The following is a 19,911-nucleotide window of genomic DNA, read 5'->3' on the forward strand; positions in this document are numbered from 1 at the left end:
CCCATGGCCCGGCACGGTGCCGAACTGCTCCCGGAACTGCCGCAGTCCCTGGCGCGTGCCTTCGAAACATACCTGAACTCGCTGCGCTTCGAGCGTGGGCTGTCACGAAACTCCATCGACGCCTATGCCCGTGACCTCGCCAGGTACGGAACCTGGCTGAACGGGCAGGGGATCGGCCGCCTCGGTGAGGTCGAACGGAGCCATGTCGAGGCCTTCGCTCTCCACCTGCACGATGAGAACCTGGCGCCACGGACCCGTGCGCGGGCACTCGTCGCGGTGCGCCGGTTCCACGGATTCGCCCTCGGCGAGGGACTGGCATCCACGGACCCGGCCTCAGAGGTCAGCCCGCCTCAGGAAGGGCTGCGTCTGCCCAAAGCCCTGTCTCTGGACGATGTCGAGGCGATGCTGGCCACGACAGGCGGTGAAGAGCCCGCACAGATTCGGGCGGCTGCACTGCTGGAGCTGCTCTATGCGACGGGCGCACGGATCTCCGAGGCGGTAGGCGTCGACCTGGACGATCTGGATCTCGAGACCAGCCTCGTGCGCCTGTACGGCAAAGGCGGGAAGGAACGGATCGTGCCCTTCGGCTCCCACGCCTCGACAGCGCTGGGCGCCTGGGTGTCACGGACTCGACCGAGCATGGCTGCGAAGGCCAGAACATCGGCCCCGGCCGGTGCCCTGTTCCTCAACGCGCGGGGGACCCGCCTGTCGCGCCAGACCGCGTGGCAGATCGTCAAGGACGCCGGGGAACTCGCCGGCCTGGAGGCCGAGGTGTCTCCGCATACGTTCCGTCACTCCTTCGCGACACACCTGCTGGAGGGCGGGGCCGATATTCGCGTCGTCCAAGAACTGCTGGGCCACGCCTCAGTCACGACCACGCAGATCTATACGAAGGTGTCAGAGGAAACATTGCGGGAAGTGTACGCGACCTCGCACCCCCGGGCACGGTAGGGTTGGAGCAGAGAGCAACGAAAGGTGGCCATCCGAGTGATGAATACGCAACAGGCATTGGATATTCCCAAGTCGAAATCCACTGCACCTGAGCAGCAGGACTTCGACGAACCAGCACCGCTGGACACTCATGGGCCTGCCCGCATCATCGCGATGGTCAACCAGAAGGGCGGGGTCGGCAAAACGACCTCGTCGATCAACCTCGGCGCCTCGCTGGCCGCCTATGGACGCAAGATGCTCCTCGTGGACTTCGACCCGCAGGGCGCCTTGTCCGTCGGTCTGGGCGTCAACCCCTACGATCTCGAAATCAGCATCTACAACCTGCTGATGAATTCGCGGATGGATCCACACGAGGTCATCGTCGGCACCGACTTCGAGAACATCGACATCCTCCCGGCCAACATCGACCTCTCCGCTGCCGAAGTCCAGCTCGTGGGCGAGGTTGCCCGTGAGCAGATCCTGTCCCGCGTGCTGTCCAAGGTCGCCGACGAATACGACGTCATCCTCATCGACTGCCAGCCCTCGCTCGGTCTGCTCACCGTCAACGCTCTGACCGCGGCACACGGTGTCATCATTCCGCTCGAAACCGAGTTCTTCGCCCTCCGCGGTGTCGCACTGCTGGTGGAGACCATCGAGAAGATCCAGGACCGGCTCAATCCCTCCCTCGTCGTCGACGGGATCCTGGCCACGATGTTCGACTCGCGCACGCTCCACTCCAAAGAGGTCATGTCGCGTGTGACGGAGGCCTTCGACGACAAGGTCTTCGACACGGTCATCAACCGCACCGTGAAATTCCCGGACGCCTCGGTCGCTGCCGAACCGATCACGAGTTTCGCCCCCAAGCACGCCGGCTCGGAAGCCTACCGCCGCCTGGCCAGGGAGCTCATCGCCCGCGGAGGCGCGCCCTGAGCGAGACCGTCAGTGAAGGGTTCCAGGTTGAGCTGGAGAACTTCTCCGGTCCCTTCGACCTGCTCCTCGGCCTGATCTCCAAACGTCGTCTCGACGTCACGGAGATCGCCCTCGCCGAGGTGACCGATGAGTTCATCGCCTACACGACCGGCCTGAGCGAACGAGCCGGTGCCAAGGTCGGTTCAAGCCTCGCCGAGATCTCCCAGTTCCTCCTGGTCGCCGCCACCCTGCTGGACCTCAAGACGGCACGTCTGCTGCCCAATGAGGACGGCGAAGAGGAACTCGACCTCGAACTGCTCGAAGCCCGCGACCTTCTCTTCGCCCGACTCCTGCAGTACCGAGCCTATAAGTCCGTGAGCAGATTCTTCGCCGAGGCTATGGCCGCCGGATCGATCAGGGCCCCGCGCAGCGTCGGACTCGAACCGGAGTTCCAGGACGTTCTGCCACCCCTTGAGATCCACATCGGCCCAGGTGAGCTGGCCGGACTCTACGCGACCGTGCTCCAACGTGACCACACGCCCCCGAGCGTCGCGGTCGACCACATCCACCTGCCCCTCGTCAGCGTCTCCGAACAGCGCGGCCACATCCTCAGCCTGCTGCGTGCCGGAGATCTCGACTTCCAGAAACTGCTTGACACCGCCGACAACACGCTGGTCGTGGTGGCCCGATTCCTGGCGCTGCTGGAACTGTTCAAGGTCGGCCTCTGCGACTTCGCCCAGGAGGAGCCCTTGGGCCCGCTGCTCATCTCGCGCACCGAGTCCACCGATGACGGCGTGGATCTGCGCACCGAGGGGGAGTGGGACGGTGATGCCGAACTCGAGGAGCCGGACGGCGCGGCTGAGGTATTGAACGCCGATGTTGAGGCGCTGGGCGACGAGGCCGATAGCGTGCACGATGAGGAAGAGGGACCTGCATGATCGACGATGAAATCCTGGCCGGGATCGAAGCGGTCCTCATGATCAGTGACTCCGCCGTCTCGGCCAATGAGCTAGCCAGCGCCCTCGGGCTCGATGAGGACACCGTCACCGATGCCATCGCCGAACTCAAGGCCGACTACGACGGTGGGGACGGCGGCAGGAGGCAGCGCGGATTCGAGATCCGACTGGTCGCCGGGGGGTTTCGAATCTTCTCTCGCGGGGACTATCACGAGATCGTCAAGGACTTCCTGACCTCGGGGCAGAGCGCGAAACTGTCCCAGGCCGCGCTCGAGACCTTGGCCGTCATCGCATACCGGCAACCGATATCGCGGCCGCGCATCGCAGCCATCCGCGGGGTCAGCGTCGACGGTGTCATCCGGACTCTGCTCCTGCGCGGACTCATCGTCGAAGCGGGGAAGGAAGAGACCACCTCGGCGCTGCTCTACACCACCACTCACCAGTTCCTCGATGCGCTGGGAATGAACAGCATCGATGACCTGCCGGAGATCGCTCCGTACCTTCCCGAGGACTCAGATGTCGCCGAATTGGGAGCTGACAACTCAGAAGTTCTGGCCTCTGTCGAAGATGAGATGGGCGATCTCGACGACGAGATGTCACGAGTTGACGATTGATTTGAGAGAATGGAGTTTATGAGTCCATACCGTGATCCCCGAGCGCCAGGCGGGCGCAACAATCGTCCGACCCGAAAACAGCGTTCCAGCACCTCATCCAAGGGGGGCAAACACGTGCCGACCGGCACGGGCGATAAGTCAGATGCCCATGTCAGCGGGGGTGTGAGACTCCAAAAGATCCTCGCCGAGGCGGGCCTAGGCTCACGTCGTGCATGTGAGCAGCTGATCCTCGACGGACGGGTCGAAGTGGACGGTTCCATCGTGACCGAACTGGGCACCCGAATCGACACCGAAACCCAGGCCGTGCACGTGGACGCAGTGAGAATTTCGACACAGACCAAGAAGGTCTACCTCGTGTTGAACAAACCGGCCGGAGTCGTCTCCACGATGAGCGATCCGGATGGTCGACCCTGCCTGGCCGATTACGTGAAGAATCACGTCGAGCGTCTCTTCCACGTCGGACGACTCGACACCGAGACCGAGGGCCTCATCCTTCTGACCAATGACGGGGAGCTGAGCAACCGACTGGCTCACCCGCGCTACGAGATCCCGAAGACCTACCTTGCTCAGGTCAGGGGACAGCTGGCCAAGGATGTGAGCTCGCGTCTGAAGGCCGGCATCGACCTCGACGACGGCTTCGTCAAGGTCGACGCGTTCAAGCTCGTGGACTCGACGCCAGGCAAGTCCGTGGTGGAACTGACCCTGCACTCGGGGCGTAACCGGATTGTGCGCCGACTCCTCAAGGAGGTCGGCAATCCCGTCGAGCGTCTGGTGCGGACCAAGTTCGGTCCCATCACGTTGGACGAACAGCGACAGGGCAAGATCCGCCCCCTGCGTTCGGACGAGATCGGCGAGCTATTCGAGGCCGTCGGCTTGTGAGAATCCACATCATCGGCACCGGTTTGCTGGGCGCAAGCCTGGGACTAGCGCTGAGTGCACAGAAGTACCAGGTCAGCCTCGAGGACACCTCACCGACGGCCCAGCAGCTGGCAGCCGACCTGGGTGCAGGGACGGTCGCCTCCGAAGTCACCGATGCCGAGGATCCGCAGATCGTCGTCATCGCCACCCCACCCGACGTTGCGGCCCACACCATCGCCACAGCGTTGGCGACCTACCCGAATGCCACCGTGACAGACGTGGCAAGCGTCAAGACCAGCCTGCTCGAATCGGTGCGCGAACTTGTCGAACGCAGCGATCTCGACCGCTACATCGGGTGTCACCCGATGGCCGGTCGGGAGAAGTCGGGAGCGATCGCCGCCCGGTCGGACCTATTCACGGCTCGACCATGGGTGATCTGCTCGGATGAGGACACACCACAGGACCGCCTCGGCGAGATCGTGGCCATGGCGGAAGCCACCGGTTCCTCGGTCATCCACCTCGATCCACGCATCCACGATGCCGCGGTCGCGAAGGTTTCCCACGTGCCGCAGGTCATCGCCTCACTGGTCGCCTCCCAGCTGCGTCATGCGCCACTGGAAGAGGTCGCACTGGCAGGGCAGGGGCTGCGTGACGTGACTCGGATCGCCGCTTCCGATCCACGGTTGTGGACGCAGATCCTGGCCGGGAATTCCGAGGAGATCCGCTCCGTACTGCTGGATCTGCGGACCGAGCTCGACGAAATCATCACGGCTTTGGAACTGGGTCCGGGATCGACCGGTGCGTTGGCCAGGGCCATTGCGTTGGGCAACGAAGGGCACGAGCGGATCCCGGGTAAGCACGGACAGGCGCCGACCAAATATGCTGTAGTTACGATCCTGGTTCCCGACACCCCGGGAACCCTGGCCACACTGTTCAAGGACATCGGTGACCTGAACATCAACGTCGAGGACTTCCGGATGGACCACGCGCCGGGGCAGAAGCTCGGAATCGTCGATGTCTCCGTGGTGCCGGCCACCCAACAGGAACTTGAAATCGGTTTGTTGTCGAAGGGATGGCAGATTCCCGAATCCGCCATCGAGAAAGAGGGAATTGCATGAGCGTCGTCGCCATTGACGGACCAAGCGGGGTCGGCAAGTCGAGCACCGCGAAGGAAACGGCCCGCCGATTGGGCTACAGCTACCTCGATACGGGTGCCATGTATCGCGCGATGGCTTGGCTGTGCCTCAACCGGGGCGTGACCGACCCGGTCGACGTCCTCGAACAGGTGCGCGGGGTTGATCTGGAGATCTCCATCGATCCGGACGAATTCTTCGTCTCCGTCGACGGAATCGACGTCAGCGAGGAGATCCGTGAACCCGAGGTCTCGGAGAACGTGCAGACCGTGTCTGCCGTCGTCGACGCCCGCGAAGAGCTCATCGACATGCAGCGGACCATCATCGCAGGCGCACCCGAAGGCATCGTCGTCGAAGGCCGTGACATCACGACCGTCGTGGCTCCGGATGCCGAGGTTCGCATCCTCATGACCGCCCGTGACGAGGTCCGCGTGGCCCGTCGAGCCAAGGAGCTCCATGGCAACGCTGACGCCGAGGCTCTCGCCGCCACCCAATCCCAGGTCACCGGCCGTGACGCCAAGGACTCAGCGACAACGAGTTTCCTGGAAGCCTCCGAAGGCGTCTACACACTCGATACCAGCGACATCGATTTCGACCAGGTGGTCGAAACGGTGCTGCAGCTGGTGAAGGACTCACAATGACTGAATCAGAATTTCACGAGAACCCGGATGAGCATCTGGCCGAACGTCTCGAGAGCATCAGCGACGAAGAAGCCGAGAAGAGGGCGACAGCCCTCGAAGCTGGCCTCCAGAGCTATGACCTCGAAGATGAGGACCGGGCACTGCTCGACGCCTACGGCTTCGACGTCGAGGAAGAAGAAGCTCGGGGTGCTGACCCTGTCCTGGCTGTCGTCGGTCGACCCAATGTGGGCAAATCGACCCTGGTCAACAGGATCCTCGGCCGCCGCGAAGCCGTGGTCGAAGACGTTCCCGGAGTCACCCGTGACCGGGTGAGCTACCGGGCGGAATGGAACACCAAGGAATTCACCCTCGTCGACACCGGTGGATGGGACTCGGATTCCAAGGGCATGGCCTCTCGCATCGCGATCCAGTCTGAGATTGCGGTCGATATGGCCGACGCTGTGGTCCTCGTCGTGGATGCCACGACCGGACCGACCGCGACCGATGAACTGGTCGTGAAGATGCTGCGGAGGAAGAAGAAGCCCGTCATCCTCGCCGCGAACAAGGTCGATGACGAACGCGGCGAGCTCATGGCCGCCGAGCTCTGGGGCCTGGGCCTGGGACAGCCGTGGACGGTGTCCGGGCTGCACGGTCGCGGAGTTGCTGACCTCCTCGACGAGGTGCTCAACATCCTGCCCGAGGTCTCTGCCGTCGAAACCCGGGTCGAAGAGGGCGGACCACGCCGAATTGCCTTGGTGGGCCGCCCGAATGTCGGAAAGTCCTCCCTGCTCAACCAGCTGATGGGCTCCGACCGTGTGCTCGTTGACAATGTCGCAGGCACCACCCGCGACCCGGTCGACGAACTCATCGAGCTGGGTGACAAGCAGTGGCGTTTCGTCGACACAGCCGGCATCCGCCGTCGTGCACATCAGGCCAGTGGCGCTGATTTCTATGCGGCTCTGCGTACGCAGACAGCGTTGGAGCGCGCCGAGCTGGCTCTCGTCCTCCTCGAGGTTCAAGAACCGCTGAGTGAGCAGGACGTCCGTATCGTCACAACCGCCGCCGAGGCTGGTCGTGCCGTGGTCCTGGCGTTCAACAAATGGGATCTGCTTGACGACGAACGTCGCTACTACCTCGAACGCGAGATCGAAAAGGACCTGGCACACGTGGCCTGGGCCCCGCGAGTGAACATCTCCGCTAAAACGGGTCGCCATGCCGACAAGCTCGTACCCGCGATGGAGACGGCACTGGAGGGATGGGACACACGCATCCCCACAGGTCGACTCAACGCCTTCCTCGGCGAACTGGTCGCCGCGAATCCCCACCCCGTGCGTGGAGGCAAGCAGCCCAGGATCCTGTTCGGGACCCAGGCACAGTCTCGTCCACCGAAGTTCGTGCTCTTCACCTCCGGTTTCCTCGATCCGGGGTATCGTCGTTTCATCGTGAGGCGTCTGCGTGAGACGTTCGGGTTCAAGGGAACCCCCATCGAGGTGTCGATGCGCATCAGGGAGAAGCGGAAAGGGCGCTGAGTGAGCGTTGAGGGGCAGACCCACGAACAGCCGCAGGCGCTGACTTCGGAGCAGCGCCCCTGGCATGCGAGCCAGCCTGCCAGGGTACTCGTCATCGCACTGACGATTGCCGGTCTCGCATATGCCCTGATGTTCTTCAGAGGACTTCAGGACATCGTCGCTCCGGTGTTTCTGGCGCTCAACTTCTACATCGTCGTCTACCCGCTGCAGAGGTACCTGACCCGGCTGAAGGTACCGCGTGCAATCGGTGCCACCATCTCGGTCCTCATCGTGCTGGTGATGATCTTCGGCTTCTTCGGGCTCACAGCGTGGTCTGTCGCCGAACTCGTGATCCTCATCCCCAGCTACGGGGAACGGCTCGTTGCCACCTATCAGAGCGCCTTGGCGTTCCTGTCCGATATCGGTGTCACCTCCTCGGTGCTCGAAGCGCAGTTCAAGCAATTCAACGTCAAATCCCTCATCGACGCCGTCTACCCGCTGTTGACCAACGTCTCAATGGTTGCGGGCCTGCTCACCACTGTGGTGATGGCGGTGTTCTTCGTGGCCATGGATTCCATGGGCATCGACAAACGTATGCTGATGCTGCTCGACGCCAAGCCCTCGCTCTCGGCCTCACTCGGCGGCTTCGCCCGCGGCGTCCGACGTTACTGGATCGTGGCGACGGTCTTCGGTCTCATCGTTGCTCTTCTCGACGTCATCGCTTTGGCGATCATCGATGTGCCGCTGATCTGGGTGTGGGGTGTGCTCGCGTTCCTGACGAACTACATTCCGAACATCGGTTTCGTCATCGGCCTCATTCCTCCAGCACTGCTCGCGCTCGTCGATGGCGGCTGGCAGGCGGGCTTGTGGGTCGTGATCGCCTACAGCGTGCTCAACTTCGTCATCCAATCGATCATCCAACCGAAGTTCACGGGGGAGTCGGTCGGAGTCACCCCACTGGTGTCTTTCCTGTCGCTGCTGTTCTGGGTGTGGGTGCTCGGATGGCTCGGTGCACTCCTCGCACTGCCTGCGACACTTCTGTTGAAGGCGCTGCTCATCGACGCGGATCCGAAGGCGAAATGGGTGAACATTCTGCTCGCTTCGGACCCGGGAACCGCGAACACATCGACGAAGGTCCCTCCGGTGTCACCAGCGTCCGAAACATTGGGCGACACCCTTGGATCGCCTTTGGAGAAGTCTGATTCGGAGGGTTCGGCGGACTCGGCGGGTGAAGGTTCGGCGGCTGAGGATGAAGCCTCGACGACGACCCCGGTCGAAGGCGAGCAGGACACGTCCAAGCCCACGAGCTGACTCGAAGTGTCGGCAGGCGAAGTCGCCGGCAGACGCTACCGTGCCTCCGACTGTTCTAGGTCTCAGGTACAGGGACCAGATACAGGGACGAAGAATTGTTCGATCGATTACGTCATGACTCTCGCCTCGTATGCTGTGAGTGGTTAGCATGAGGTATGGCGACCTTACTGAATATTCATCCTGAGAACCCACAGAACCGAATGATCGACAAGGCCGTGGAGATTCTGTGGAACGGCGGACTCATCGCCTACCCCACAGACTCGGGCTACGCATTGGGCTGCGCTTTGGACAATAAGTCCGGAATCGAACGGATCACCCGAATCAGACAACTGGACGCGAAGCATCACTTCACACTGATGTGCCGAGACTTCGCACAGTTGGGGCAGTTCGTCATCGTCGACAACTCGGACTTCAGGGTCATCAAGTCAATGACTCCGGGACCCTACACGTTCATCATGAAGGCGACGAAGGAAGTTCCACGTCGCATGATGCACGCCAAGAAACTCTCGGTCGGCGCACGCATTCCGCAGAATGTGACAGCTCTGGCTCTCGTCGAAGCAATGGGCGAACCCATCCTGTCATCGACCCTGCTGCTTCCCGGCGCCGAGGACCCGCTGACCCAGGCAGACGACGTCGTCGATCAGATCGGCCACGAACTGGACGTCGTCATCGAATCCGGAGTTCCGGGAAACGTCCCGACCTCCGTCATCGACTTCACCGGACGGGAACCAGTCGTGGCACGAGTCGGGGCGGGAGACGTCTCACGGTTCGAATGAGCCGCAGCGTTCCTTCAACCTAAGCCAGCGGCGATTCGACCTGTGTTGCTCCGTCACGTTCGCGGAGCATCACAGGTCGAAGTCGTCAGCGAGCTGATTGCGTGGGGAGCCGTGTGCGGGCTGTTTGCGTACGCGGGCTGTTTGAGCACGCGGGCTGTTCGCGCACGCCGCGCTCACAATCCCAGGTAGGCCGCCTGCACTTGCGGATTGTCGAGCAGCTTCTCGGCATCACCGGCAAGCACGACCCGTCCTTCTGCCAGCACATATCCACGGTGAGCGATTGCCAGTGACGCCTTCGCATTCTGCTCACTGAGCAGCACGCCGATTCCGTTCCTGTTGATCTGTGCGATCGACTCGAGCACCTGCTCGACAACCAGGGGAGCCAGTCCCATGGACGGTTCGTCCAAGATCAGCAGACTGGGGTCTGACATCAGCGCACGACCGATCGCCACCATCTGCTGCTGTCCACCGGACAGGGATCCTGCCGGTTGGGCTGACTTCTCCTTCAGAATAGGAAACAGCTCGAGCACTTCGCTCAGGATCTCCTCGGTGCGGGTGCGGTCCCTGTGCGGGTACGTGCCTAACCGGAGGTTCTTCTCCACCGACATCTTCCCGAACAGGTGTCGCCCCTCGGGACAATGTGCGATGCCGCGTTTGACGATGGTGTTCGGGCGCGTTCGTTGGATCGTCTGCCCGTTGTATTCGATCGTTCCCGAACGAGTGCGCAGAAGTCCGCTGATGGTCTTGAACAAGGTGGTCTTTCCCGAACCGTTGGCACCCAAGATCACCGTCAACTCACCGGGCTGGGCAGTGATGCTCACCCCGTGCAGCACGTTGGTCGCGTCATACCCGACGCTTATGTTCTCCAGCGAGAGCATCAGTTCTCCTCATTCTGGGTCGATCCCAAGTAGGCGCGAATCACGTCCGGATTGCTCTGGATCTCCGAGGGGGAGCCGATCGCCAGCTTCTGACCGTGATCGAGAACGAGGATCGTGTCCGCAAGCCCCATAATCATCGACATCTTGTGTTCGACCAGCAGCACCGACACCCCGCGACCGGGCAGGGAGCGAATGAGATTGCCGAAGTCCGTCGTCTCCTCCTCGGGGATGCCTCCAGCCGGTTCATCGAGGAGTATCAGTTCGGGCTCGGTTGCCAAGGCCATGGCGACAGCTGTGCGCTTCTGCACTTCCTGCGGGACATTAGACGCCAGATCGTGGCGGAATTCGGAAACACCGCAGAATTCGAGTGCCTCGAGAGCTTTGTCATGGTTGAGTGCGGATTCGCGGCGATGTCGCGGAGTATGGAAGATCGCGTCGAAGACATTGGACTTGGAACGGACGATGCGACCAGCTAGGACGTTTTCCAACAGTGTGGAGTCGTCGAAGAGGTGCGTCGTCTGGAATGTTCGTGCGATTCCTCCGCTGACCGAGTTGTGCGGTGACGAGTGGGTGATATCGCGACCGTTGAAGGATACGCTCCCAGCGGTGGGGCGGTAGAACCCGTGGATGAGGTTGAACAGCGTTGACTTGCCGGCCCCATTCGGGCCGATCACGGCAGTGATCTGTCCTTCCTGCACATCAAGATCGACGTTCTTCACGGCATCGAGTCCGCCGAAGCGTTTTCCGAGGCCTCTGATTTCGAGCAGCGTCACTTCTCCTCCTCCTCGGTAGTGGTGATGGTGTCTGCAGCAGTTCCCCGGCGACCAGCAGCGTCGGTGCCGGTCGAACCCCTAGCAGGAGTGGATCCGTTTGCCTGGTCAGAGTCGTTCGCTCCAGCAGAACCATCCTTGCGGGCAGATCCGATTCGTCGCTTTCGCGCTCGCTTGTCGATGAACCCTCCCAGATACCCCACGATTCCACGGGGCGCGAAGATCACAAGAGCGATGATGATGGGGCCGAGCACGATGAACCGGTAAGCCTGGAAGTCTTGGAAGAGTTCGAACAGGAAGGTCACGATCATGGTGCCCACGAGCGGTCCAGCGACGGTGCCCATTCCTCCGACCAGGATGAACATCAGGAACTCGAAGGTCTTGTCTACGGTTGCAGCGTCCGGGCCGATGAAGCCGACGACGGAGGCGTAGAGGCCACCGCCGATGCCGCCGAAGAAGGCCGATGCGGCGAAGGCGAGTTGTTTGCTCAGCCCCACATTGACGCCGATCGCATCGGCAAGGTCTTCGCTGGTTCGGATCGTCAGCAGCGTGCGCCCCACACTCGAGCGACGGATCGCGTAGGTGATGTAGACACTTGCCAGCAGGATGATGAAGACGAGATAGAACATCGCCGTCGGATTGCTGAAATCTACGATGTCCCCAGCCTCGGGGAATTTCACATTGTTGACGCCGGAATGGGCGTGCGTCACCGACTCCCAGCGACTGATGGTCAGGTAGATGATGAAGCCGATGGCCATCGTGAAGATGGCGAAGTACTCGTCTTTCGTTCGCAGGGCGATCAGACCGGATAGGTACCCGATGGCAGAGGTGCCGACCACGCCGACGACGAAGGCCTGCCAGAACGGCCAATCGAAATCGGTTGTCAGCAAACCGACTGCATATGCACCGATACCGAAGAAGCCGCCCTGGGCCAGCGACAGCTGTCCCGTGAAGCCGAGGATGATGTTCATTCCGTAGACGGCGATCGCCGAACACAGGCCGATGGTGATCACGCGCATGATGTAATTCTCATCGCCGAAAGCCACCGGAGTCAGGGCGATGATGAGAAGCACGGCTAGGGTTCCGAGGATGCGGGGATTCTTCAGCGCATTCATCGCTGCACCGCCTTTGCGAACAGGCCCGTGGGTTTGATCGCAAGCACCGCCACCAGAACGACGAAGGCCACTGCTTCGCCGACAGCCGAAGAGATGTACGTCGAGGTCATCGTCTCCGCTATCGCAAGAGCGAAGCTGCCGACGATGGCACCTGGCAATGATCCGAGCCCGCCGAGGATGATGATTGCGAACACCTTGAGGTTGAGCGAGTCACCCATCGTGGGGGAGAGGAGGTTGATGGGAGACACGAGGCCGGCCGCGATGGTGACCAGAAGCGCGGACAGACCCAATGTCAGCATTGAGACCATGGCGGGGTTGATTCCGACCAGAGCCGCGCCGGTTCTGTCCTGCTCGATGGCTTCAATCGTCTGACCATGGATGGAGCGTTTGATGAACCAAGTCAGCAGAGAGAGCACGACGATCGCAGTCACGATGATCACGATGCGCTGTGCGGAGATCTCGGCGCCCAGAATATGCAGGCTTCCGGAGATCGGTGTCTCCATTCGTCGGAAGTCGGCGCCCCAGATCGCCTGTGCTACGGCCTGGAAGAAGAACATGGCGCCGATGGCCGCAATCATGTGATGGGTGTGCGGAGAGTTGCGCAGAGGGTGGAAGACCAAGCGTTCGAGCAGCACGCCGAGGACGAACAGGACGAGTGCTGCAATGCCGATGGCGGCCACATAGGGAACACCTACAGTGGTCAGAAAGAAGTACGTGACATAGGCGCCGAGCATGTACAGCGAACCGTGCGCGAGGTTGGGTATGCGCAGGACGCCGAAGACTAAAGTGAGACCGATCGCGGCAAGGCAGTACACACCGCCGAGCGCAACGCCGTTGAAGAGCTGTTGGATGAAAAGGGTCATGAAGCGAATCCTCACAGGACGTCAGACGGCGCCACAGCGGGGTATGAAGCTCATACCCCGCTGCGGGAAGCGCCGACAATGGTGACTAGACGGTGGTGACTACTTGGTGTCGGATACCTGGTCGACGGGAACCTTCGTGTACTTCTCGTCCTTGTTCAGATAAGTGATATCCAGGTCGGGGTTGACCAGATGGCCCTGATCCGAGATTTCGGTTGGGAAGCCGTTGACCTTGTACTTGTCATCGACCTTGCTGAGGGCGTCGGGCACTGCAGCCCGGATCTTTTCCGGATCGCTGGTTGTGCCTGCGACTTCCATAGCCTTGGCGATGATGGCGATGCTCTGATAGTTCAGCGCAGTCTCACTGGTCGCCACCTTCTTGTCACCGGCAACTTCCGCGAAATGCTTCAGGAAGTCTTTTGTACCCGGATCCTTGTATTCTTTGACGGGAAGCACCCCGACGGAGTTCGTCAGGTTCTTGAGCTTAGTCACGGTTGCCATCTCGTCGAGCTTCGCCTGGTCCATCACGAGGAAGCTGCCCTTGAAGCCCTGCTTCTTCGCCTCTTCCATGATCAGCGCGGTCGGCTGCGAGGGACCACCGACGAAGATGCTGTCCGGTTTTTCGGACAGGGCCTTCGAGACTGGGCCTGCGAAGTCAGACACGGTGGCGTAGTCAATGCTGTTGTCAGCCCCGATCTTGCCGTTCGCCTTCTTCCACTCGTCCGTGATCGCCTTCGTCCACTGCTGACCGTATTCGCTCTGGGTGCCGAGGAAAGCCAGCTTCTTCCCGCCGTGCTTCATTCCCTGTTCGGTGAACGGCTTGGCATACGACTCGAAGTTCGGCGGAATCATCATCGTCAGCGGATTGTCGGACTGCACGATTGCAGGATCCGAGGTGTACGCGGAGATCATGAACTTCGATCGCCCATCGTTGATCTGCTGGATCGCTTTGATTGCGCCGGCATTGGGGGAGACGACGACTGGGGCTTTGTCCTGATCTGCCAGTCGCTGTGCGTTGCTGGCCGCTGTGGACGGCGCATACTTGTCGTCGAGTGACTTGAGCTCGATGGTGACCTTCTTCCCATCGACTTCGAGCCCGTCCTTGTTGAGATCGTCGACAGCCATCTGAAGGCCCGTCTGAACGTTCTCTCCGTAGGCAGCGCCGCCGCCGCTCAGGGGGCCTGTATAGCCGATGACGACCGACTTCATCACCGCCGGAGTCGCCGCTTCCACCGCCCCCACCGCACGCGCCGAGTGCCAGTGCAAATGTGCCGATGACGGCCGCAGCAAGCACAGGACGGCTCGCCCTTCTCGGGATTGAGGTCATCTTTTCTCCTTTGAAAAGTGAGACGGAGCGACAGTGCTCCTCAAAATTGTCGGGATGCCTGAACGGAAGCCCGGAGCCTATCTGAACGATTATTCGATTGAGGCTTAGAATGGAACCTATACATCATCAAATGTGATGTCAATCGCTTTATAGAAATCTCTGATTCTGCTCTCGGCGTTACCGCGCTGCAACCTGGTCCGCTGCGCGGGTGCTTCTGCAGTGGTCTTTGTCGGAGTCGCCGGAGCTCGGACGGTCGCCGGAGCTCGGACGGTCGCCGGACGCAGGTCAGTCGCCGGACGCAGGTCGGTCAGGGAGCGAACGGAAGGCGGTAGGAAGCAGAGTCGAAGCAGGGTGGAGGCCGAGCGCGAGCCGAGATCCCTCTTTTTTTGAGCAAACAATCGTTCAGTAACTTTTGTGGTCTATTGTGGAAGCTGCGAGAGGGAGATCCAGGTCACTCTCGCCGCAATCTAACCACGAACCATCATTTCGGAGGAAAATCGTCATGACTCGGACAGCAATCGTCACTGGCGGCGGCCGCGGCATCGGAGCCGCTATCGCCCAGCGCCTGGCATCGGACGGAATGAACGTCGCGATCCTCGACATGGGCCCTACTGAAGACTCGGTCAAGGCTGTCGAATCCGCAGGTATGAAGGGGCTGGGAGTAGATACCGATGTCTCTGACGAAGCCTCCGTCGAATCCGCTGTGAAGACTGTCGCAGAGACTCTCGGTGCACCAACCGTTCTCGTCAACAACGCCGGCATTCTTCGGGATAATCTGCTCTTCAAGATGACCCACGAGGAATTCCAGAAGGTCCTCTCCGTTCACCTCGGCGGGGCGTTCCTGATGACCAAGGCCGTCCAGTCATACATGGTCGAAGCGAAATTCGGGCGCATCGTGTCGATGTCGTCGACATCCGCACTGGGCAACCGCGGTCAGACGAACTACTCTGCAGCCAAAGCAGGGATCCAGGGGATGACTAAGACGTGGTCGATTGAGCTCGGCAAGTTCGGAGTCACCGCCAATGCGATTGCCCCCGGTCTCATCGAAACTGACATGACCAAAGCCACCGCAGAGCGCATGGGCGTGAACTATGAGGACTTCATCGCAGCAGGAGTCGGACAGATTCCTGTGGCGCGCACAGGCAAGCCCGAAGACATTGCTCACACAGCATCATTCCTCGCCTCCGAGGGTGCCGGCTTCGTTTCCGGACAGGTCATCTATGTGGCCGGAGGCCCGAAGGACTGACCCGGAGCGAAATCTGGTCCCACCACCATCGCGGCGAACTCAGGTCCGACGCACCTCACTGAAGAAAGGCTCGTCATGCGCGAAGCAGTCATCGTCTCCACCGCCAGAACTCCGATCGGAAAGGCGTACAAAGGGGCGTTCAATAACACTCAGGCCCAGGAATTGGCGGGCCATGCCATTTCCCACGCAGTCTCACGCGCGGGGCTGGAAGGAGGCGAGGTCGAAGACGTCGTCTTCGGTGCCGCACTCCAGCAGGGCAGCCAGTCCACCAACGTCGCTCGGCAGGCGGCACTGCGAGCAGGTTTCCCCACAACAGTCCCCGGTATGACGATCGATCGTCAGTGCTCCTCGGGGCTGATGGGAATCGCGACCGCAGCGAAGCAGATCCTCTTTGACGGTCAGGAAATCGCAGTCGGCGGCGGCGTTGAGTCGGTATCGCTGGTGCAGAACGACAAGATGAACATGTACCGGGCGCAGGACCCATGGCTGGTCGAGCATGTTCCCGGAATCTACTACCCGATGCTCGCCACCGCCGAGGTGGTCGCTGAGCGGTATGGCATCAGTCGTGAAGCGCAGGACGAATATTCGCTGTCCTCGCAGCAGAGGACCGCAGCCGCTCAGGAGGCCGGCCGCTTCGACGATGAGATCGTGTCGCTGCCGACGACGAAGATCGTCGTCGACAAGGAGACGAAGGAAACCTCGACTCAGCAGGTGACCCTCGAGCGTGACGAGGGCAACCGCCCCTCGACGACGTTGGAGAGCCTGGCGGGGTTGAACCCTGTGCTCAAGCCCGGCGATGCGTCGAAGGTTCCGAGCATCACTGCGGGCAATGCCTCGCAGCTGTCCGACGGCGCTTCTGCATCGGTGCTGATGTCGAGTGATGAGGCGAGCCGCCGAGGTTTGGAGCCGCTGGGCATCTACCGAGGTATGGCAGTGGCCGGCTGTGATCCCGACGAAATGGGGATCGGGCCCGTCTTCGCTATTCCCAAGCTGCTCAAGGCGCAGGGGCTCTCGATTGATGACATCGGACTGTGGGAACTCAACGAAGCCTTCGCGGTGCAGGCACTTTACTGCCGTGAACGTTTGGGGATTGATCCTGAGAAGTACAACGTCGACGGTGGCGGTATCTCTGTCGGTCACCCGTACGGAATGACCGGTGCCCGTCTTGTCGGTCACGCGCTCATTGAAGGTCGTCGTCGGGGAGTCAAGTATGTCGTCGTCACGATGTGCATCGGCGGAGGTCAGGGCGCTGCAGGTCTCTTCGAAGTCTGCTGAGCCAATGTAGCCGGCTGAAGCAACATCATCTGGCGAGCCGTCAGAAGGGCGGTTGCTCACCTGTGTCCCAGAACCACTGCTTTGTGTTCTGAGCGGGCTGGCTGGAGAAGGGGTCGACGTATTCGGCCCAGCAAGGGGACTGGCCTTCCCCTGCAGGATCAGTCGTCGACTGCGCAGTTTGTGACTGCGTGGTCGGCGGCTTTTCTTCTGCCGTCGCGGACTTCTTCTGTCGGTCGTCTTGTCTCGGGGGAGCCTTCGCATCAGAAGGGGCAGCTCTCCTCGAGGAAGCAGCTTTCGTCGGGGCGTCAGCCGGTGGTTGGGTGGCTCCTGGCGGTGGTACATCTGTCGAGCACGCAGCCGGCGGTGGGGCGGTCGTTTGAGGTGGGGGTGTCGCGAAGTACTTGACGAAGAGCTCGGCGTGCTCGACATTGATCGGATTGTCGGGCGGTATGACCTCGGTGGTGATTCCGTGTCTGAAGATGTATTCGAGCCGCCCAGGTTCGGTCATTCTGACTGAGAACTTCCGGTCCGTCTTCGCCTGGTGGTGGAGTTTGCAGAGGTTGTGCAGGTTCCCGAATCGGGTGTGGCCACCGGTCTTTGGGCTGGCGTGGTCAAAGGGAATGATGTGGTCGACTTCTGTGAGCTCGGCACGTTGGGTGCATCCGGGCATCGTGCAGTTCATCCACTGGGCTGCCAGGGGCTGGCGGATGCTGTTGGGGATCGTGTAGCTGGTTGCCTTTGCGTCGAGTGGCGTGCCGGTCGCCGGATCGGTGAGGATACGTGTCCATGTCGATGCATACGCGGCGAGCCTGCGCGCCATGTCAGCTGGAAGTGGAGAACCGTCAGGAAGCATCCCGGCCAAATCGCACACATCTGCCTTTTCAGTGTCTACGGGTGGGGATTCGCTGTTGCTTTCCGTCTCCGGTGTGGGAGAAGCTGCTGCGCTTGCATCGTCACCGGAGGCGCCGAGGACTTCGCTGAGCAGCGTGAGCATAGGGACGGTGATCGTCGTCCGAGCCTGATGGGAGAGCCAGTATTCGTGGGTGGGTAGGTCGAGGAGAACCTCGTAACTGACGGCACATGATGATCCGTCATGCGGGGGTGAGGAATCAGCGTCGAACGGTGTCTGCGGATCGGCTCCTGGTGGCCAGAAAGCTTTACCGGGTGCCGGTCGACTGTTGTTCATGGCTTCGAAGAAGCGCGGGTCGCGCAGCCAGTAGTCGGACCCGGCCTGTCCCTGACTGGCAGTATGTTCCTGGCTGTCGCCGTCGGCCGGTGCTGACGTCTCGTCGCTCATCTGTCCGAAGGTTCGTTCGATGTAAGCGAGCATCGATTCCTCGGGCGACATAGGGACACCGTCAGGTCCTGCGAACAGGCCATCGATCGGAAAATCCGTGCTTGATGTGTCCCCGGTCGTGGTGTTGTTACTGGTGATGCGAAGTTTCAGCTGGGGTCGAGTGCGAGTGAGTATGTCGAACATCAGCGCATCGATGCCGCGATCATCGTCGAACTTCTCGTCCGGGTTCAGCTGGTCGTCGAATGCTTCGATGTTTCCCTTGTAGACGGCTCGAGCGAATGCTTCGACCCTCCTGTAGCAGGCGTGGAGTTCTGGAGCTGGCCCGGTGAGAGTGAGATAGGCGGTCCCGTCATCGCCCGTGCTGATGTCGACCCGGCGGCGGACCGCAACCTTCTCAATGGTTTCCTGTGCTGGTTGAGTCGCCGCGATCTTCAGTGCGAGAGAGCGCTTGAACGTTTCGATTGTGATGTCTGCTCGCCTGTCGGCGAGGTAGTCATCAATGCTCGGCAGGTACCGGAACGCGACGTCTCTGCAACGACGGGTCACGAAGGCGACATGTTCGATGGTGAAATCACCATCGATGCAACGCTGGTGGAACTTCGGAAGTCCGTGCACCAAAGTCATCGCAGAGGTGATGTGCTTATAGGCTCCCGACGTGGTGGCGCCGAGGAGTGTCGAATACTCGCAGATGTCTTCAGCCCAGGCGTATTGATGCGTCCAGCCATTGAACGTCGACGAGGGTTTGAATGCCGGGAAGTCTGGAAGCGGCTCCGGATACTCTCGAGCATCCCGCTGCTCACGACGCATTCTGCGGCCAGCTCCGCGGTCCTTCTTTCGGCTCGGGGCCGACGAGGCGCTCGGGGCCGACGAGGCGCTCGGGGCTGACGAGGTGCCCGAGGCTGACGAGGTGCCCGAGGCCGACGAGGTGCCCGAGGCCGACGATGTGCTCGAAGCTGACGGAGTAGAGACAGTGGGAGATTGTTCGCCTACGGACGCAGCAGTCCCGCGATTCGCAGTCTCGCCGTCACTAGCTTCGTCACCTGCATTGTCGTTACTGTCAGCGCCGTCGTTACCATCAGCCCTGTCCTCGCTTGCTGTGCTGGCTGCGTCGGCGCTTGCCGTGGCACTCGTTGTAGAACCGTTGCGGGTGCGTTTACGGCAGCGACGAAGAACGGTCTCCGCAAGAGACGCGAAGTCGTAGGGAATCGTCAGGTCGGGGCCGGCAAGTCCGAGGTAGTGCGCAACCTCGCGGACGAAGATGCCGCTGGTGGCATCCAGCGCAGCAAACTGGGCCTGGTCGCTGCAGGCGTAGACGGCTGAAAGGTCCCTGAACGGGGAGTCCTCGTCGATATCGAGGCAACGGCCACTGGAGGCTGACGAACTGGTGTCGACCGAACGCGCACCGGAGTCCGAACTGTCGTCGTTCATGTGCTTCATTGCGTTGCCCCCTCTCCACTGCTCTGTGAAGTGCGTGTGATGGCATTGGCACCTATCTGCAGTATATCTGGTAATAGAACCGATAGATAGA

The 19,911-nt window shown here is 61.2% G+C and carries 18 protein-coding genes; 12 read left to right on the top strand and 6 right to left on the bottom strand.

What is annotated here, in order from left to right; all coding sequences use genetic code 11:
• The first annotated feature begins 3 nt into the window (after positions 1 to 3).
• The 10 genes from xerD (at position 4) to INT29_RS00145 (ending at position 9,615) form a co-directional block, all read left to right on the top strand.
• Positions 4 to 951 (top strand): site-specific tyrosine recombinase XerD, encoded by a 948-nt coding sequence (gene xerD / locus INT29_RS00100; RefSeq protein WP_193070387.1) that lies wholly within the window; start codon positions 4 to 6, stop codon positions 949 to 951.
• Between the two features lie 39 nt (positions 952 to 990).
• A complete protein-coding gene (locus INT29_RS00105; protein WP_101574772.1) occupies positions 991 to 1,860 on the top strand; it encodes a ParA family protein in 870 nt (289 codons plus the stop codon).
• A 59-nt stretch (positions 1,861 to 1,919) separates the two neighbouring features.
• Positions 1,920 to 2,777, top strand: coding sequence for a segregation and condensation protein A (locus INT29_RS00110; RefSeq protein ID WP_257930280.1), 858 nt, complete (start codon positions 1,920 to 1,922; stop codon positions 2,775 to 2,777).
• Positions 2,774 to 3,409 carry an SMC-Scp complex subunit ScpB gene (scpB, locus tag INT29_RS00115; protein ID WP_193070388.1) on the top strand — a complete coding sequence of 212 codons (636 nt, stop codon included), beginning with the start codon at positions 2,774 to 2,776 and terminating at the stop codon, positions 3,407 to 3,409. The genes INT29_RS00110 and scpB overlap by 4 nt, the downstream gene beginning before the upstream one ends.
• Positions 3,410 to 3,523: 114 nt before the next feature.
• A complete protein-coding gene (locus tag INT29_RS00120) occupies positions 3,524 to 4,288 on the top strand; it encodes a pseudouridine synthase (protein WP_319020805.1) in 765 nt (254 codons plus the stop codon).
• A complete protein-coding gene (locus INT29_RS00125; RefSeq protein WP_193070390.1) occupies positions 4,285 to 5,385 on the top strand; it encodes a prephenate dehydrogenase in 1,101 nt (366 codons plus the stop codon). The genes INT29_RS00120 and INT29_RS00125 overlap by 4 nt, the downstream gene beginning before the upstream one ends.
• The gene (cmk, locus tag INT29_RS00130; protein ID WP_193070391.1) at positions 5,382 to 6,041 is read left to right on the top strand and encodes a (d)CMP kinase; all 660 of its coding nucleotides are present in this window, start codon (positions 5,382 to 5,384) and stop codon (positions 6,039 to 6,041) included. Before INT29_RS00125 ends, cmk begins: the two co-directional genes overlap by 4 nt.
• The gene (gene der / locus INT29_RS00135; protein ID WP_101574776.1) at positions 6,038 to 7,549 is read left to right on the top strand and encodes a ribosome biogenesis GTPase Der; all 1,512 of its coding nucleotides are present in this window, start codon (positions 6,038 to 6,040) and stop codon (positions 7,547 to 7,549) included. The genes cmk and der overlap by 4 nt, the downstream gene beginning before the upstream one ends.
• A complete protein-coding gene (locus tag INT29_RS00140; protein WP_101574777.1) occupies positions 7,550 to 8,839 on the top strand; it encodes an AI-2E family transporter in 1,290 nt (429 codons plus the stop codon).
• Positions 8,840 to 8,994: 155 nt separating this feature from the next.
• Positions 8,995 to 9,615 (top strand): L-threonylcarbamoyladenylate synthase, encoded by a 621-nt coding sequence (locus INT29_RS00145; protein ID WP_101574778.1) that lies wholly within the window; start codon positions 8,995 to 8,997, stop codon positions 9,613 to 9,615.
• Positions 9,616 to 9,788: 173 nt separating this feature from the next.
• On the opposite strand, the gene INT29_RS00150 is transcribed toward INT29_RS00145, so the two are convergent.
• The 5 genes from INT29_RS00150 to INT29_RS00170 form a co-directional block, all read right to left on the bottom strand.
• Positions 9,789 to 10,493: an ABC transporter ATP-binding protein gene (locus tag INT29_RS00150; protein WP_193070392.1), complete on the bottom strand. Its 705-nt coding sequence runs from the start codon at positions 10,491 to 10,493 to the stop codon at positions 9,789 to 9,791.
• On the bottom strand, positions 10,493 to 11,266 hold the full coding sequence (locus INT29_RS00155; RefSeq protein ID WP_101574780.1) for an ABC transporter ATP-binding protein: 774 nt from the start codon (positions 11,264 to 11,266) through the stop codon (positions 10,493 to 10,495). Before INT29_RS00155 ends, INT29_RS00150 begins: the two co-directional genes overlap by 1 nt.
• On the bottom strand, positions 11,263 to 12,378 hold the full coding sequence (locus INT29_RS00160; RefSeq protein WP_193070393.1) for a branched-chain amino acid ABC transporter permease: 1,116 nt from the start codon (positions 12,376 to 12,378) through the stop codon (positions 11,263 to 11,265). Before INT29_RS00160 ends, INT29_RS00155 begins: the two co-directional genes overlap by 4 nt.
• Entirely contained in the window at positions 12,375 to 13,241 is an 867-nt protein-coding gene (locus INT29_RS00165) for a branched-chain amino acid ABC transporter permease (protein WP_193070394.1), read from the bottom strand. The genes INT29_RS00160 and INT29_RS00165 overlap by 4 nt, the downstream gene beginning before the upstream one ends.
• A gap of 99 nt (positions 13,242 to 13,340) precedes the next feature.
• Complete coding sequence (locus INT29_RS00170) at positions 13,341 to 14,471, bottom strand: ABC transporter substrate-binding protein (RefSeq protein WP_319020806.1); 1,131 nt, start codon at positions 14,469 to 14,471, stop codon at positions 13,341 to 13,343.
• Positions 14,472 to 15,067: 596 nt separating this feature from the next.
• Between INT29_RS00170 and INT29_RS00175 the strand changes: the two genes are divergently transcribed.
• Positions 15,068 to 15,811 carry an SDR family oxidoreductase gene (locus tag INT29_RS00175; protein ID WP_101574784.1) on the top strand — a complete coding sequence of 248 codons (744 nt, stop codon included), beginning with the start codon at positions 15,068 to 15,070 and terminating at the stop codon, positions 15,809 to 15,811.
• 75 nt (positions 15,812 to 15,886) lie between these two features.
• The gene (locus INT29_RS00180) at positions 15,887 to 17,086 is read left to right on the top strand and encodes an acetyl-CoA C-acyltransferase (protein ID WP_193070395.1); all 1,200 of its coding nucleotides are present in this window, start codon (positions 15,887 to 15,889) and stop codon (positions 17,084 to 17,086) included.
• A gap of 40 nt (positions 17,087 to 17,126) precedes the next feature.
• Here the strand turns inward: INT29_RS00180 and INT29_RS00185 are convergent, their stop codons facing one another.
• The gene (locus INT29_RS00185) at positions 17,127 to 19,811 is read right to left on the bottom strand and encodes an HNH endonuclease signature motif containing protein (RefSeq protein ID WP_226841488.1); all 2,685 of its coding nucleotides are present in this window, start codon (positions 19,809 to 19,811) and stop codon (positions 17,127 to 17,129) included.
• Between the last annotated feature and the right edge of the window lie 100 nt (positions 19,812 to 19,911).

This window comes from Brevibacterium sp. FME37, assembly GCF_014897485.1.
Lineage (GTDB): Bacteria > Actinomycetota > Actinomycetes > Actinomycetales > Brevibacteriaceae > Brevibacterium.